Source organism: Protofrankia sp. CiP3, assembly GCF_917627345.1.
GTDB lineage: Bacteria > Actinomycetota > Actinomycetes > Frankiales > Frankiaceae > Protofrankia.
This window is the reverse complement of record NZ_CAKJTM010000010.1, coordinates 86,017-101,643: the sequence shown is the minus strand read 5'-3', so window position 1 is coordinate 101,643 and position 15,627 is coordinate 86,017. Positions and strand designations below refer to the sequence as shown.

Annotated in this window: 20 protein-coding genes; 2 read left to right on the top strand and 18 right to left on the bottom strand. The window is 66.6% G+C overall.

Going from position 1 to position 15,627, the window contains the following annotated elements:
- Positions 1–103 precede the first annotated feature (103 nt).
- The 18 genes from rplX to MJ797_RS06165 all read right to left on the bottom strand — a co-directional run bounded on the left by rplX (position 104) and on the right by MJ797_RS06165 (position 12,662).
- Positions 104–421, bottom strand: coding sequence for a 50S ribosomal protein L24 (gene rplX, locus MJ797_RS06250; protein ID WP_239310564.1), 318 nt, complete (start codon positions 419–421; stop codon positions 104–106).
- A gap of 11 nt (positions 422–432) precedes the next feature.
- Positions 433–801, bottom strand: a complete 369-nt coding sequence (gene rplN / locus MJ797_RS06245; protein WP_131748536.1) for a 50S ribosomal protein L14 — start codon at positions 799–801, stop codon at positions 433–435.
- Between the two features lie 131 nt (positions 802–932).
- Positions 933–1,247 carry a 30S ribosomal protein S17 gene (gene rpsQ, locus MJ797_RS06240; RefSeq protein ID WP_239332725.1) on the bottom strand — a complete coding sequence of 105 codons (315 nt, stop codon included), beginning with the start codon at positions 1,245–1,247 and terminating at the stop codon, positions 933–935.
- 5 nt (positions 1,248–1,252) lie between these two features.
- A complete protein-coding gene (gene rpmC / locus MJ797_RS06235) occupies positions 1,253–1,552 on the bottom strand; it encodes a 50S ribosomal protein L29 (RefSeq protein ID WP_239332723.1) in 300 nt (99 codons plus the stop codon).
- A complete protein-coding gene (gene rplP, locus MJ797_RS06230; protein ID WP_239310553.1) occupies positions 1,552–1,968 on the bottom strand; it encodes a 50S ribosomal protein L16 in 417 nt (138 codons plus the stop codon). Before rplP ends, rpmC begins: the two co-directional genes overlap by 1 nt.
- A 4-nt stretch (positions 1,969–1,972) precedes the next feature.
- On the bottom strand, positions 1,973–2,980 hold the full coding sequence (rpsC, locus tag MJ797_RS06225; protein ID WP_239332721.1) for a 30S ribosomal protein S3: 1,008 nt from the start codon (positions 2,978–2,980) through the stop codon (positions 1,973–1,975).
- The gene (gene rplV, locus MJ797_RS06220; RefSeq protein WP_239332719.1) at positions 2,980–3,417 is read right to left on the bottom strand and encodes a 50S ribosomal protein L22; all 438 of its coding nucleotides are present in this window, start codon (positions 3,415–3,417) and stop codon (positions 2,980–2,982) included. Before rplV ends, rpsC begins: the two co-directional genes overlap by 1 nt.
- Positions 3,410–3,691: a 30S ribosomal protein S19 gene (gene rpsS / locus MJ797_RS06215; protein ID WP_239310550.1), complete on the bottom strand. Its 282-nt coding sequence runs from the start codon at positions 3,689–3,691 to the stop codon at positions 3,410–3,412. Before rpsS ends, rplV begins: the two co-directional genes overlap by 8 nt.
- A 71-nt stretch (positions 3,692–3,762) precedes the next feature.
- Complete coding sequence (gene rplB, locus MJ797_RS06210) at positions 3,763–4,596, bottom strand: 50S ribosomal protein L2 (protein ID WP_239332717.1); 834 nt, start codon at positions 4,594–4,596, stop codon at positions 3,763–3,765.
- Between the two features lie 175 nt (positions 4,597–4,771).
- A complete protein-coding gene (gene rplW, locus MJ797_RS06205; RefSeq protein ID WP_239310547.1) occupies positions 4,772–5,068 on the bottom strand; it encodes a 50S ribosomal protein L23 in 297 nt (98 codons plus the stop codon).
- Positions 5,065–5,877: a 50S ribosomal protein L4 gene (gene rplD / locus MJ797_RS06200; RefSeq protein ID WP_239332715.1), complete on the bottom strand. Its 813-nt coding sequence runs from the start codon at positions 5,875–5,877 to the stop codon at positions 5,065–5,067. The genes rplW and rplD overlap by 4 nt, the downstream gene beginning before the upstream one ends.
- Positions 5,874–6,617, bottom strand: coding sequence for a 50S ribosomal protein L3 (rplC, locus tag MJ797_RS06195; RefSeq protein ID WP_239332713.1), 744 nt, complete (start codon positions 6,615–6,617; stop codon positions 5,874–5,876). The genes rplD and rplC overlap by 4 nt, the downstream gene beginning before the upstream one ends.
- Positions 6,618–6,633: 16 nt before the next feature.
- On the bottom strand, positions 6,634–6,942 hold the full coding sequence (rpsJ, locus tag MJ797_RS06190) for a 30S ribosomal protein S10 (RefSeq protein ID WP_013875113.1): 309 nt from the start codon (positions 6,940–6,942) through the stop codon (positions 6,634–6,636).
- A gap of 165 nt (positions 6,943–7,107) precedes the next feature.
- Positions 7,108–8,301 carry an elongation factor Tu gene (gene tuf, locus MJ797_RS06185; protein WP_239332711.1) on the bottom strand — a complete coding sequence of 398 codons (1,194 nt, stop codon included), beginning with the start codon at positions 8,299–8,301 and terminating at the stop codon, positions 7,108–7,110.
- Positions 8,302–8,399: 98 nt separating this feature from the next.
- Positions 8,400–10,496 carry an elongation factor G gene (gene fusA, locus MJ797_RS06180; protein ID WP_239332709.1) on the bottom strand — a complete coding sequence of 699 codons (2,097 nt, stop codon included), beginning with the start codon at positions 10,494–10,496 and terminating at the stop codon, positions 8,400–8,402.
- Between the two features lie 5 nt (positions 10,497–10,501).
- Positions 10,502–10,972: a 30S ribosomal protein S7 gene (gene rpsG / locus MJ797_RS06175; RefSeq protein ID WP_239332707.1), complete on the bottom strand. Its 471-nt coding sequence runs from the start codon at positions 10,970–10,972 to the stop codon at positions 10,502–10,504.
- Complete coding sequence (gene rpsL / locus MJ797_RS06170; protein WP_131748563.1) at positions 10,972–11,346, bottom strand: 30S ribosomal protein S12; 375 nt, start codon at positions 11,344–11,346, stop codon at positions 10,972–10,974. The genes rpsG and rpsL overlap by 1 nt, the downstream gene beginning before the upstream one ends.
- A 341-nt stretch (positions 11,347–11,687) precedes the next feature.
- Positions 11,688–12,662 (bottom strand): RsmB/NOP family class I SAM-dependent RNA methyltransferase, encoded by a 975-nt coding sequence (locus tag MJ797_RS06165; protein WP_239332705.1) that lies wholly within the window; start codon positions 12,660–12,662, stop codon positions 11,688–11,690.
- Positions 12,663–12,764: 102 nt separating this feature from the next.
- Between MJ797_RS06165 and MJ797_RS06160 the strand changes: the two genes are divergently transcribed.
- Positions 12,765–13,397, top strand: a complete 633-nt coding sequence (locus MJ797_RS06160; RefSeq protein WP_239332703.1) for a hypothetical protein — start codon at positions 12,765–12,767, stop codon at positions 13,395–13,397.
- Between the two features lie 35 nt (positions 13,398–13,432).
- Positions 13,433–15,457 carry an ABC transporter ATP-binding protein gene (locus MJ797_RS06155; protein ID WP_239332701.1) on the top strand — a complete coding sequence of 675 codons (2,025 nt, stop codon included), beginning with the start codon at positions 13,433–13,435 and terminating at the stop codon, positions 15,455–15,457.
- Positions 15,458–15,627 lie beyond the last annotated feature (170 nt).

Sequence of the window (15,627 nt, the reverse complement as noted above, 5' to 3'; positions counted from 1 at the left end):
CCGCAGGAGGCGCCGCGTGCCCGGAGGGCACGCAAGCCGACGAGAACGCCGCCGGGCGCCGTGCGGGCACCGTCCGCGATCGATGCGATTACGTTAGCCATATCTACAGCTCGGTGCCGGTGCGACGGGAGATCCGCACCTTCGTGCCGTCATCGTTGATGCGGTAGCCGATCCTGGTCGGACGGCCGTCGGACGGATCGACAATCATGACGTTGCTGACGTGGATGGGCGCTTCCTGGGTGACGATGCCGCCGGACTGCGAGCCCCGAGCGGAGGTGTTCACCCGGGTGTGTCGGACGACCCTGTTCGCGCCCTCGACAACCACCTTGTCCTCAGCGGGGAAAGCCCTGATGACCTTCCCCTTGAGCCCACGGTCCTTACCCGTCACGATCTGGACCGTGTCGCCTTTTCTGATCTTCATTCTGGCCACGGTCACAGCACCTCCGGCGCCAGCGAAATAATCTTCATGAACTTCTTGTCACGCAACTCACGACCAACCGGTCCGAAGATGCGTGTACCCCGGGGGTCGCCACCGTCCCGGATGAGCACGGCGGCGTTCTCGTCGAACCGGATATAGGAGCCGTCGGGACGCCGGCGCTCCTTGGTGGTGCGTACGACGACCGCCTTGACCACGTCACCACGCTTGACGCCAGCCCCGGGCAGGGCGTCCTTCACGGTCCCGACGATGATGTCGCCGATACCGGCATAACGACGCCCCGAACCACCGAGTACCCGAATGCACAGCAGTTCCCTGGCACCCGTGTTGTCGGCGACCCGAAGCCGCGACTCCTGCTGGATCACTTCCCGCTCCCGAACTGCGTCGGCGCCCGCCTGCCGGCGGCCGGCTCGCTAGACCTTTCCGAGTCCTCCGGCGGCGCGAAAAACCACGATCACGCCGCCGTCGGCCCGTAGAACACAATCAGCTGGTCGATCTACTTGGCCTTCTCCAGAACCTCGACCACACGCCAGCGCTTGGTCGCCGACAGCGGGCGGGTCTCCATCAGCAGGACCCGGTCACCGACGCCGGTCGTACTGTTCTCGTCGTGTGCCTTGACTTTCTTGGTACGCCTGATGGTCTTGCCATAGAGCGGGTGCTGAACCCGGTCCTCTACCGCGACCACCACTGTCTTGGCCATCTTGTCGCTGATCACAAGGCCTTCGCGGACCTTGCGGAAGCCGCGGCCAGCGGTCGCCGCCCGCGCGGTGACCGGCGGGTTTCCTGTCGCCGGGGTGCCGTCCGTTGTCATCCCATTCACGCCCGTTCCACCTGTATCGCCGCCGTTGTCTGCAACGGCTCAACGCCGCCAACCGCTCCGGGCACTTCAGTCCCGACCAGGTTCGGATCATCGGCGAGGCCGAGTTCACGCTCCCGGAGCACCGTGTAGATACGCGCGATGTCACGCCGGACATCCCGCAGGCGGCGATTGTTGGAAAGCTGGCCGGTAGCCGCCTGAAAACGGAGGTTGAAGAGCTCCTCCTTGGCCTCGCGCAGCTTGTCCACCAGGTCCTGCCCAGACAGGGTCCGTAGCTCGTCGGCGGTCGCGGTCGCCATCACGCGCCTCCCTCGCGGGTCACGAACCGGCACTTCATCGGGAGCTTGTGGATGGCACGCCGCATCGCCTCCCGCGCGACCGGCTCAGACACCCCCGAGAGTTCGAACATCATGCGCCCGGGCTTGACGTTGGCGATCCACCACTCTGGCGAGCCCTTGCCCGAACCCATCCGGGTCTCGGCCGGCTTCTTGGTCAGCGGCCGGTCCGGGTAGATGTTGATCCAGACCTTGCCACCACGGCGGATGTGGCGCGTCATCGCGATACGCGCCGACTCGATCTGCCGGTTCGTCACATAGGCGGACTCCAGCGCCTGGATGCCGAACTCACCGAACGCGATTTTGGTGCCGCCCTTGGCCGCGCCGCCACGACCGGGATGGTGCTGCTTGCGGTGCGCGACCTTACGGGGAATCAGCATTGTCCTAGCCCTCCGTCTCCTGGGCCGTCCCAGCAGCGGGCGCGGCGGCGTCGAGCGGAGCCGGAACCGGAGCTGAAACCGGCGCCGCGGGGGCAGCCGCCTCAGCTGCCGGAGCCGTCACGGCCGGCGCGGGAGCGGTGTCAGCGCCAACCGCAGCCGTCGCGTCACCACCGCTACCAGCGTTACCAGCGTTACCGCCGCCACCTCCACCTCCACCGCCAGCGCCGCCACCGCCACGGCCACGCCGCTCACCCTGCCGCGCGGCGGCACGCCCGGCGTCGGTGCCACCGGTGGTGGTACCCGACGAACCCGACCGTGGCCCACGGCGCGGGCGTTCCCGGCGGTGCTGGCGCTGGAGTGCCTCCTGCGCCTCCCGCTCCGCGCGGCTCTGCACGACGTCGCCCTTGTAGATCCAGACCTTCACACCGATCCGGCCGAAGGTGGTCCGGGCCTCGTAGAACCCGTAGTCGATGTCGGCCCGCAGCGTGTGCAGAGGCACCCGGCCTTCGCGATAGAACTCCGAGCGACTCATCTCGGCACCGCCGAGGCGCCCGGAACACTGCACCCGGATGCCCTTTGCGCCGCCCTTCATCGCGGACTGCATGGCCTTGCGCATCGCCCGCCGGAAGCTGACCCGGCTGGACAGCTGCTCCGCCACGCCCTGCGCGACGAGCTGGGCGTCGACCTCGGGGTTCTTCACCTCGAGGATGTTGAGCTGGACCTGCTTGCCGGTCAGCTTCTCAAGGTCGCCACGGATGCGGTCGGCCTCGGCGCCACGACGCCCGATGACGATCCCGGGACGAGCGGTGTGGATGTCCACCCGCAGCCGGCCCTGGGTCCGCTCGATGTCGACCCGGCTGATTCCCGCACGCTCCATACCCCGGGACATCATCTTACGGATCTTCACGTCCTCGCCGACGTACGCCTTGTACTGCTTGTCGGCGTACCAGCGGGAAGTGAACTCCGAAGTGATTCCGAGCCGGAACCCGTGCGGGTTGACCTTCTGCCCCACTACCGGGCCCTCCTTGCAGTCTGCGATGCGCCGGTTGGCGCGCCGCGGGTCACCGAAACCGGCTTCCGGCTTTCCACCACGACCGTGATGTGGCTGGTCCGCTTCCGGATCCGGTAGGCACGCCCCTGCGCCCGCGGGCGGATGCGCTTGAGGGTCGGGCCCTCGTCGACATAGGCCTCACCCACCCAGAGGGTGACCGGGTCGAGGCCGTGGTTGTGCTCGGCGTTCGCCACGGCGCTCGCGACCACCTTGTAGACGTCCTCGCTGGCCGCCTGCGGGGCGAAGCGGAGGATGTCAAGGGCTTCGCGAGCGGAGCGACCACGGATCAGGTCGACGACCCGACGTGCCTTGGTCGGCGATACCCGTACGTAGCGGGCTGAGGCCTTCGCTCCGTCCAGGCCGGACCGGGTGAGCCCGTCAACGAGGTCATCAGCCACGGCGTGACCTCCGGTCTTCCTTGACGTGGCCGCGGAAGGTCCGGGTCGGCGCGAACTCACCGAGCTTGTGACCGACCATCCCCTCGGTGATGAACACCGGGACGTGCTTGCGGCCGTCGTGGACGGCGATGGTGTGCCCCAGCATGTCCGGGATCACCGTCGAGCGCCGCGACCAGGTCTTGATGACGTTCTTCGTGCCCTTGGCGTTCTGTACGTCCACCTTCTTGAGCAGGTGGTCGTCGACGAACGGGCCTTTCTTCAGGCTACGTGGCATGGCGTGTCTCCTCCTTCCTGCTCAGAACCGATGGTCGTGTGTCGATTGGCACCGGGTGCGAACAATCATGATCACCGCCGCCTGTTCTGCTTCCGACGGCGGACGATCAGCGCGTCGCTCGACTTACGGGTAGCGCGGGTACGACCCTCGGGACGGCCCTTCGGGTTCACCGGATGCCGGCCACCGGAGGTCTTGCCCTCGCCACCACCATGCGGGTGGTCAACCGGGTTCATCGCCACACCGCGGACGGTGGGCCGACGCCCCTTCCAGCGCATCCGGCCAGCCTTGCCCCAGTTGATGTTGTTCTGTTCGGCGTTGCCCACCTCACCGACCGTGGCCCGGCAGCGGACGTCGACGTTGCGAATCTCACCGGAGGGCATCCGGAGCTGGGCGAAGGGACCATCCTTGGCCACCAGCTGCACGCTCGCGCCGGCGCTACGCGCGATCTTCGCACCACCGCCGGGACGCAGCTCGATGGCGTGCACCACCGTGCCGGTCGGGATGTTGCGCAGCGGCAGGGCATTACCGGGCTTGATGTCGGCGGTCGTGCCTGAACTGACCGTGTCACCCTGTTTGAGTTTCACCGGGGCGAGGATGTAGCGCTTCTCGCCGTCGGCGTAGTGCAGCAGAGCGATCCGCGCGGTCCGGTTCGGGTCATACTCGATGTGCGCGACCTTGGCCGGCACACCGTCCTTGTCCCGCTTGAAATCGATCAGACGGTAGGCACGCTTGTGCCCGCCGCCCTGGTGCCGTGTGGTGATGCGCCCGTGGACGTTTCGACCGCCCTTGGAGTGCAGCGGGCGGACCAGTGACTTCTCCGGGTGGTCACGAGTGATCTCGACGAAGTCGGCCACGCTCGAACCACGGCGACCCGGTGTGGTCGGCTTGTACCTGCGAATACCCATTGTTTACCTACCCGTGTCCGAGCTACAGCGCGCCGGGCCCAGCGGGCACCTGGCGGCGTTCTCGGCGGCTGGTGTGGCCGCTGGCCACCCGGCGCCGCCTGCGGCCTTGCCAGGTATCCCGCTGGATCCCGGCGTGGTGGTCAGCGAGCCGAACGCGATCAGACCGAAAGTCCTCTCATGCACCAGGGCCTCCGAAGATCTCGATGGTGTCCCCGGGAGCCAGACTGACCATGGCCCGCTTGGTGGACTTGCGCTGACCCCAACCGGCCTTGGTGCGCTTGCGCTTACCCGAGCGGTTGATGGTGTTCACCCGCAGCACCCGGACGTTGAAAATCTGCTGGACCGCAATCTTGATCTCGGTCTTGTTCGCGCCCGGGCGGACGATGAACGTGTAGACGTTCTCGTCCAACAGGCCGTAGCTCTTCTCGGAGACGACCGGCTTGATGATCACATCACGCGGATCGGCGATCACTTGGCTTCCTCCTCGGCTTCCGCGCCATCGTCGGACCGGGCCCGCGGCTCCTGGGTGCCCAGCGGTTCCGCATCGCCGGCCGGGACGGAGGACCCGGGCTCCTGTGCCGCCAGCACCTGTGACCGGGCCAGGAAGGCGGTCAGAGCGCCCTCGGTGAACACCACATCGTCGCTGACAAGCACGTCGTAGGTGTTGAGCTGGCCGGGATCGAGCAGGTGCACAGCGGGGACGTTGCGCAGGCTCTTCCAGGTGAGCTCGTCGTCCCGGGCCGCCACCACCAGCACCCGGCGGGTATCGGCGATCGTCCGGAGCGCCGTGAGCGCGGCCTTTGTCGACGGGGTCGCACCGGCAACCAGCGACGACACCACGTGGATCCGGTTGTTGCGCGCCCGGTCGGACAGGGCCCCACGCAGCGCGGCAGCCTTCATCTTCTTGGGTGTCCGCTGGTCGTAGGAGCGGGGCTTGGGGCCGTGAACGATGCCACCGCCGGTGAACTGCGGGGCCCGCAGCGAGCCCTGCCGGGCCCGGCCGGTGCCCTTCTGCCGGTAGGGCTTACGCCCACCACCGCGGACCTCGCCGCGGGTCAGCGTGGAGTGGGTGCCCTGGCGCGCCGCGGCGAGCTGCGCCACCACCACCTGGTGGATGAGCGGGACGTTCAGCGCGACGTCGAACACCGCCCCGGGCAGCTGTGCGCTGCCGACCTCACCACCGGCGGGAGCGTGGACAACGATCGTGCGGGTCTCGGGCACGGCGGCGGCAGCCGCGGAAGTCCGCGACCGGGCGCGCGCTGACGTCGTCGCTGCGCTCATGCCGATACCTCCTCACTGGACGTCACAGCGTCGCCGCTCGTGACAGGCGTCTCGGCGGCGGGCCCAAAGTCAGCGGGCTCGAAGTCAGCGGGTGCGGGACGTTTCGCCGCGCTGCGGACGAGCACCAAGCCCCCGTCAGGGCCGGGCACCGCACCTTTGATCAACAAAAAACCACGTTCGGTGTCGACCGCGTGGACGGTCAGGCCCGCAACGGTGACGCGCTCATGCCCCATCCGCCCAGCCATGCGCAGGCCCTTGAAGACCCGGCCGGGAGTGGCGCAGCCGCCGACCGAGCCCGGCGAACGGTGCTTGCGCTCGACTCCGTGGCCGGCACCGAGGCCCTTGAAGCCGTGCCGCTTCATCACACCGGCGAAGCCCTTGCCCTTGGATGTTCCCGTTACGTCCACCACCGCACCCGCGGCGAAGATCGATCCGGTCAGTTCCTGGCCGGGCCGGTACCTGGCGGCGTCCGCCGTGCGCAGCTCGACCAGATGGCGCCGGGGAGGCACCCCGGCGCGCGCGAAGTGACCGCGCAGCGGCTGGGTCACCCGACGGGGGTCGACTTCACCGTAACCGAGCTGGACCGCCGAATAGCCGTCCGAATCGGGAGTCCTGATCTGCGTCACCACGTTCGGACCGGCCTTGATCACCGTGACCGGGACGATGCGGTTGTTGGCGTCCCATACCTGGGTCATCCCGAGCTTGGTGCCCAGCAGGCCCCTGTAGTTGCGATTGAGCATGACTGCGCCGGCCCCTTTAAAGCTTGATCTCGATGTCGACACCCGCTGGCAGGTCGAGGCGCATCAGCGAGTCGACCGTCTTCGGCGTCGGGTCAAGAATGTCGATCAGCCGCTTGTGCGTGCGCATCTCAAAGTGCTCGCGGCTGTCCTTGTACTTGTGCGGCGACCGGATCACGCAGTAGACGTTCTTCTCCGTCGGCAGCGGCACCGGTCCCGCGACCTGCGCACCAGTCCGCGTCACCGTCTCGACGATCTTTCGCGCCGAACTATCGATGATCTCGTGGTCGTAGGCCTTGAGCCGGATGCGGATCTTCTGTGCCGCCATGGTGGGCTTCGCCTGTCCTGTCTGTCTCGTCCGGCTCGCTGGCCCTGCAGGGTCCGTTCCTGGCCGGAGCTGCCGCCGGATGTACCGCTTGTTGACAAGTCTGTGCACCGCGCGAGCGGCGGGCGGAAAGGCCTCGCAGAGCCCGCGGCCCGCCGCTCGCGGCGACTACTTGAGGATCTTGGTGACGCGACCGGCGCCGACGGTCCGGCCACCCTCACGGATGGCGAACCGCAGGCCATCCTCCATGGCGATCGGCTGGATGAGCTCGACCGTCATCTCGGTGTTGTCGCCCGGCATGACCATTTCGGTGCCCTCAGGAAGGGTCACGACACCGGTCACGTCCGTGGTCCGGAAGTAGAACTGCGGACGGTAGTTGTTGAAGAACGGCGTGTGGCGACCACCCTCGTCCTTGCTGAGGATGTAGACCTGCGCCTCGAAGTTGGTGTGCGGCGTGATCGACTTCGGCTTGACGACGACCTGGCCACGCTCGACGTCCTCGCGCTTCACCCCACGCAGGAGCAGGCCGACGTTGTCACCGGCCCGCCCTTCGTCGAGCAGCTTGCGGAACATCTCGACGCCGGTGACGGTCGTGGTGGTGACGTCCGGCCGGATACCGACGATCTCGACGGTCTCGCTGACCTTGACGACACCTCGCTCCACTCGCCCGGTGACAACGGTGCCACGGCCAGTGATCGTGAAGACGTCCTCGATCGGCATCAGGAAGGGCTTGTCGATGTCGCGCTCGGGCTCCGGGATGGAGTCGTCGACAGCCTGCATGAGCTCCAGCAGCTTCGCGCCCCACTCCTTGTCGCCCTCAAGCGCCTTGAGCGCCGAGACGCGGACCACCGGCACGTCGTCGCCCGGGAACTCGTACGAGCTCAGCAGCTCACGCACCTCGAGCTCGACGAGCTCGAGGATCTCCTCGTCGTCGACCATGTCGGCCTTGTTCAGCGCCACGACGATGTAGGGCACGCCGACCTGGCGAGCGAGCAGCACGTGCTCCTTGGTCTGCGGCATCGGGCCGTCGGTGGCCGACACGACCAGGATCGCGCCGTCCATCTGGGCAGCACCCGTGATCATGTTCTTGATGTAGTCGGCGTGACCGGGGCAGTCGACGTGGGCGTAGTGCCGGTTGTCGGTCTGGTACTCGACGTGGGCGATCGAGATCGTGATACCGCGGGCCTTCTCCTCCGGCGCCTTGTCGATCTGGTCGAACGGCGTGAAGGGGTTCAGCTCCGGGTGTGCGTCGTGCAGGACCTTGGTAATGGCCGCGGTCAGCGTGGTCTTGCCGTGGTCGATGTGACCGATGGTGCCGATGTTGACATGCGGCTTGTTCCGCTCGAACTTCTGCTTCGCCACGGGTGTCCCTCCAAGGACGGGTGGTGTCGTGCCGTACTGATGATCGTGGTCGTGTCGGGCCTGGTGCGGCGCTGGTTAGGCCCCGCCCCGGCCACCCGTCACTCCCCGCGTGCTTTCGCGATGATTTCCTTGGCAACCCCCGCCGGGACCTCGGCGTAGGAGTCGAACTGCATCGAGTAGGAAGCCCGGCCGGATGTCTTCGACCGCAGGTCTCCGACGTAACCGAACATCTCCGACAGCGGGACGGTCGCCTTGACGATGCGCGCGCCGGCCCGCTCGTCCATGGCCTGGATCTGCCCACGCCGTGAGTTGAGGTCGCCGATCACATCACCCATGTAGTCCTCGGGCGTGGTGACCTCGACCGCCATCATCGGCTCAAGCAGAACCGGGTCGGCCTTGCGGGCCGCCTCCTTGAAAGCCATCGAACCGGCGATCTTGAAAGCGAGCTCGGACGAGTCGACATCGTGGTACTGACCATCGGTCAGAGTGACCTTCACGTCGACGAGGGGGTAGCCGGCGAGGACACCGAACTCCATCGCCTCCTGGCACCCAGCGTCGACAGACGGGATGTACTCGCGTGGGATGCGACCACCGGTGACCTTGTTCGCGAACTCGTAACCACCGCCGTCACCGCCGGAAGGCTCGAGATCGATGATCACCCGGGCATACTGCCCCGAGCCACCGGTCTGCTTCTTGTGCGTGTAGTCGACCTTCTCGACCTTGCGGCGGATGGTCTCGCGGTAGGCGACCTGCGGCTTGCCGACGTTGGCGGTGACACCGAACTCGCGGCGCATCCGGTCGACGAGTACGTCCAGGTGCAGCTCGCCCATGCCCGCAATGATCGTCTGACCGGTCTCGTCGTCGGTCCGGACCTGGAAGGTCGGGTCCTCCTCGGCGAGGCGGCCGATGGCCGTACCCAGCTTCTGCTGGTCGGCTTTGGTCTTCGGCTCGATCGCGACGCTGATGACCGGGGCCGGGAAGGTCATCGACTCCAGGATGATCGGACTGTTCGGGTCGCAGAGCGTGTCACCGGTGGTCGTGTTCTTCAGGCCGACCACCGCGACGATCTGGCCCGCGCCGACACCGTCGCGGTCCTCGCGGTGGTTGGCGTGCATCTGCAGGATGCGACCGATCCGCTCCTTGCGGTCCTTGGTCGAGTTCAGCACCGGTGAGCCGGCGGTGAGCCGTCCCGAGTAGACCCGGATGTAGGTCAGCTTCCCGACGTACGGATCAGTCATGATCTTGAAGGCAAGCGCGGAGAACGGTTCGTTCTCGTCCGGCCGGCGCGAGACCTCGTTCTCCTCGCGGCCCATCGCGTGGCCGATCGTGACACCGATGTCCAGCGGGCTCGGCAGGTAGTCCACGACGGCGTCGAGCATCGGCTGCACGCCCTTGTTCTTGAACGCCGAGCCGCACAGGACGGGATTCACCGAGCCAACCAGGGTCGCCCGGCGCAGCGCCGCCCGCAGCTGCTCCTCGCTCGGCTCCTCGCCCTCGAGATACAGCTCCATCAGGCTGTCGTCGTTCTCGGCGATGGTCTCGACGAGCTTGTCCCGCCACTCCTGCGCGGCCTCGGCGTGGTCACGCGGGATGTCGACGGTCTCGTAGGAGGCGCCCTTGTCCTCGGTGTGCCAGAGCAGGCCCTTCATGGCAACCAGGTCGATGACACCCTTGAAGTCGGCCTCGACACCCCACGGGAGCTGGATGACGGCCGGTGTCGCGGCGAGGCGGTCAACCATCATGTCCACGCAGCGGTGGAACTCGGCGCCGACCCGGTCCATCTTGTTGACGAACGCGATCCGCGGGACGTTGTAGCGGTCAGCCTGGCGCCAGACCGTCTCGCTCTGCGGCTCGACCCCGGCCACGGCGTCGAAGACCGCGACGGCGCCGTCGAGGACACGCAGCGAGCGTTCCACCTCGACCGTGAAGTCGACGTGCCCCGGGGTATCGATGATGTTGATGGTGTGGTCACGCCACATACAGGTGGTGGCGGCGGAGGTGATCGTGATCCCCCGCTCCTGCTCCTGCTCCATCCAGTCCATGGTGGCACCGCCATCGTGGACTTCACCGATCTTGTAATTGACGCCGGTGTAGAAAAGAATCCGCTCGGTGGTCGTGGTCTTGCCCGCGTCAATGTGGGCCATGATCCCGATGTTGCGGGTCGAAGCCAGCGCGGCACGTACGTCAGCAGACATGTCAGTTACCAGCGGTAGTGGGCGAAGGCCTTGTTGGACTCCGCCATCTTGTGGGTGTCCTCGCGCCGCTTCACGCTCGCGCCGAGACCGTTACTCGCGTCGATCAGCTCGTTCATGAGGCGCTCGGTCATGGTCTTCTCGCGCCGCTGCCGGGCGTAGCCCACCAGCCAGCGAAGCGCGAGGGTGATGCTCCGGCTCGAGCGCACCTCGACCGGCACCTGGTAGGTCGCGCCACCGACCCGGCGGCTGCGCACCTCCAGGGTCGGCTTGACGTTGTCGAGGGCACGCTTGAGCGTGACCACGGGGTCATTACCGGTCTTCTCCCGGGCACCCTCGAGCGCGCCGTAGACGATCCGCTCGGCCAGCGACTTCTTGCCGCTCAGGAGAACCTTGTTGACCAGCGCTGTCACCAGCGGTGAGCCGTAGACCGGATCGACGACGACGGCGTGCTTGGGAGCCGGGCCCTTGCGTGGCATCAGGCCTTCTCCTTCTTCGCTCCGTACTTGCTGCGCGCCTGCTTGCGGTTGCGGACGCCCTGGGTGTCCAGCGTCCCGCGTACGATCTTGTAACGGACGCCCGGAAGGTCCTTCACCCGGCCGCCACGGACCAAGACGATCGAGTGCTCCTGCAGGTTGTGCCCCACCCCGGGGATGTAGGCCGTGACCTCCATCCCGCTGTGGAGCCGGACACGGGCGACCTTGCGAAGCGCCGAATTGGGCTTCTTGGGCGTGGTCGTGTAGACGCGGGTGCACACGCCACGACGCTGCGGGCTCCCCTTGAGTGCCGGGGTCTTGGTCTTCTCGACCTTGTCCTGCCGGCCCTTGCGGACCAACTGCTGGATCGTCGGCAACGCCGCTCCCGTTCCTCTTCCGTCCTGCCGGTACCTGCTGTTATGTCGGCTGTGTCCGACCCACGCGGTCGGGCGTGTCGCTCACTCTCGAAAACCCCTCGGGTAACCCGAGTGGTCTGCCGTGGAGGTGCGCCCGCCCACCTGACGTGGAGCCGGGCCGTCCGAAGTCGCCGCCGGCCCGGCAGGACGGGCCACGGCGCCACTGGATGGCGCAAGACACAGGTCAAACCTGCAGCGCACAGCGCCGCAGGAACCGAGACTACAGAACCGGTAACGGGTATGTCGAATCGGGGTCACCGTGCCGCGGCCGCGCCCGGGCCACTCAGCTCAGTCCAGTCGGCTCAGTCTGGCAGCTTCCGCAGCTTGCAGACGAAAAAACCCTCGAACTCCTCGCCCGGCAGGATCCGCCGTGCCCCGGCGAGCGCCGGATCAAACGCCTCCGAGCGCCAGCGGCGCAGGCCCGGCCGCCACGCGCCCGGCGCCCAGCCGTCGATGTCGAGCTCGATCGGGCACACCTCAACGGGATGGTGGCGCAACAGGTAGCTCAGCGGAGCTTCGTTCTCCTCCGGCCCGAACGTGCAGGTCGAGTAGACCAGGATGCCGCCGGGACGCAGCAGCCGGCAGGCCGCGACCAGCATCTTGCGCTGCAGCCAGCCGTAGTTCGTCACCCGCTCCTCGTTCCAGTACCGCAGCGCGGCGGGGTCACGCAGGTCGACCAGGCCCTCTCCGGTGCACTGGGCGTCAAGCAGGACCCGGTCGAACCGGCCGGTGACGAACTTGTCCGCGTACTGGGCGGGGTGACAGGTGGTGGCGGTGAGCCGGACATGGAACTGCCGCGTCACCGCACGCAGCTTGTCCAGTCGGGGCTTGATGCCGTCGTTCGCCCACAGGCTCGCGTCGTTGCCGACAAGCGCGGCGATATGCGCCGTCTTCCCACCGGGCGCCGCACACAGGTCAATGATCGACTCTCCCGGTTCCGGCTCGAGGGCAAGCGCGGGCACAAGGCTGGAGATGTTCTGGATGTAGGCATGACCACCGGCGAAGAGCTCCGACGCCGACAGGACCCGCTTCTCGCCCCCGAGGAGGTAGCCGTCGGGACACCAGCCGAGCGGGTCAAGGGTGAGTCCGAGCTCGGTGATCGCTCGGTGGACCGCGGCGGCACCCAGCGGTGACAGCTGGTTGACCCGGACACCGGTGCGACGGTCGAGACACAGCCGCGCGACAACCTCGGGCTCCGCCATGTCGAGGATTTCGCTCAGCCGCCGCACGAACAGCGCCCGTTTCCGGCTTCCGCCGCCTCGCTCGCCCCCGGACACCAGTGAGACACTACCCAAGCACGTCCAGCCGACGATGAATGCGGTCAATGCGGTTGATGCGGTGGACACCCAGCCGGCTGGCGACGGCGCGCGTCACAATCCGTGGCCACATTTTCCGGCGCCCGCGAAAATTGGTTGAACCGTCGTGCTGACAAGCAAATCACCAACGATATCGAGGCCAAGGCCGCCGGCTACGTGTCACCTTCAAGACTAATTCCGGCACTAGAACGGTGTGAGCCGAGTCATGATGTTGACTCCTTGCCCACTAATCCACGTCCCGATAACTTCAATTTTGTCACCGTCAGTTCGGATGACTACGATGGAGGAATCATGCCTACTTCTCTCCGGCATCTCGGCCACAATCGAGAAATCACCCCGTCAAGCACTTTCGGGTTGATTATCGAGGTATCCGAGGACGTGGAGATTTCCGTTTTCAGCGCAGCTGAAGCTGTTGCCGGGACGGCCCTCGCATCGCTGGTCACCCGTACCCCGACAAACGGCGACACCACCGGCCAGGAACTGCTGAGCATCCGTACCGGTGAGGTGCGCGCACCCGTGACAGAAATCGGTGGTGGTGGCGACCGCGAGGCGGCCGCCACCGCCACCGATAACACCGATGACACTGACAACACCGACGACGACGCCGACGCCGACGACGACGACGAGGCGGCCGGCTACCACGGCGGCAATCCTCCCGTCAGCACCCGCGCGAAAATTCAGCGCAGCGACGACTAAGCCCCGAACAAAACATCAGGCAAACGGCTCACAAGATGACAACATCTCGCCAGCCGTCCGCCGGGACCAGCGAATGGCTCAGCCAACCGAGCCACCAGCGGACCTCGCTGACGGCAGTTCTGCTGAAGACATGCGCTATCGTCTCCTGGCTGTACGGGCGCCTGTTCGCCCGGCTTACCGGCAATCCTGACGCCGTTCGAATCGAACGTTTCATCAGGGACCAGAACAAAGCCGCTATAGCACACGCCGGGCTCGCCCTGCTCGGCGCGGCGGCACTGGCCGTGGCGCCGTTCGCAATCCGCGACCTCATTGACGAGTGGCTGCTACAGCTACAGACGCGTGGAATACTTCTCCCTGTCTTCCTCATACTCGGCGCTTTTGTGCTCAGCGCCCTCGTAGCCACCCTGCAACATATACTGATCGGCTATCTCAGCGAACGGCTTGCTTTCCAGATCCGCCGCGACCTGCACGAGCACACGGTCGCCCTGCCGTTTCCCCGCTTCATGCGGACACGGCACGGGGATATTGTCACTCTCTTCACCATTGATACGGCCAAGGTACAGATCGCCGGCGCCGTCTGCCTGCCCGCCATCGCGACAATGGCAGTCGAGCTCCTCGCCGCCGGTGTGACCGCCTTTCTGCTGGAATGGCGGCTCGCGGTCGCGGTCGGCGCGATCGGTGCGATTCCGCTCGTCCTGCTGCGGCTGATTCGTGCGCGCATCCGGGAAATCAGCCGGGTGGAGGCCGAGCGACACACCCGGCTGGTCGATCACGTTATAGAGCTGGCTGGGGCGGCTGGCGCGCTGCACCTGCGTGCGTTCCGCGCACAGGGCGCCGGTCAGGAGGAGTTCGAACGGCTGGACGCGGCTATCGCGACAGCAGTCCGCACCCGGGTCCAGGTATTCGCCCGGCTACAGTTCATCTCCGCGGCCAGCTCAGTACTGGCAACCATGACCGCGATCGGGTTCGGAGCGTGGCTCTCGCTGGAGCGGATAATGACGACCGGCACGTTCGTGGCGTTCCTCAGCGTGCTCTTCCTGGCCTTTCGCGCAATCGCCGGTTTTGCCGACCTGCGCACCCAGCTGTTTGATGGCGAATCCTCCCTCATTCGCATTCTGGCCTTCCTCGACATTCCGCTGGAGCGGCCTCGCGTGGCGAACCACAGTAACGTGAGACCACTGACATCGGTTGATCGCCCGCGGCCACCGGAAGAAATCGTGTCGCGAGCCGAACCAGCGGTTTCAGATCCGGCCGGCGTTTCCCGGCCGCCGGTGCACGGTGATCTCGTCCTGGCGAACGTCTCCTATTCTTACGCGCCTGACGTACCCGCGCCCGACTGGGCGGTCCGATCGGTGGACATCGTCGTGCGCAGGGGCGAGACGGTTGCCGTCGTCGGATTCAGCGGCGCGGGCAAGACCACGCTCTGTTACCTCGCAAGCGGGCTCCTGGCGCCCACCTCCGGACGGGTGCTGCTAGGCGGGCGGGATATCCTTGAACTCACCGCCGAGCAGGCGCGAGCCGCGGTCGGATTCGTCTCCCAGGAAGCATTCATCCAACGCCGTACCATTGCCGAGAACCTCCGCTTCGGGAATCCCACCGCGACCGCGGACGAGCTCTGGGCGGCGCTCGAGGCGACTGGTCTCGTCACTCTGGTCCGTTCCCTGCCGGACGGGATCCACACCCCGGTCGGCTGCGATGGATACGAGATCTCGGGTGGCGAACGGCAACGGCTGGCCATCGCTCGGGTCCTGGTCCAGGATCCACGGACGATAATCCTCGACGAGGCTACGTCGAACCTTGACGCGCTGACTGAGGAAATGCTTCGGGTGTCGTTCGAACGTCTTCTCGCCGATCGCAGCTGCCTGCTCGTAGCCCATCGAATGACGATGACCATCGCCGCGGACCGTATCTACGTGATGGAAAAGGGCACCGTGGTGGAGGCCGGCCCGCATGACCGGCTGGTCCAAACCGGTGGAATCTACGCGCAGCTGGCCCGGGGCCAGCTGCGGCAGACAGCCAGGAGGGAGAACAACAACGGTATGTCCCGGACCATCGGCTGACCTGGTTCGCCAGCGGCGTCCAGAATGCAGCACGGACCGCTGATACACCGAAGGCGCTGCCCGGATACCTCCCTGGAGGTATCCGGGCAGCGCCGTGTTTCCTGGGGATGCTCAGCCGTGCGTGTCCGGTGACAGGCCCGGCACGGTGAGCGGCCTGGAACTGTCAGACC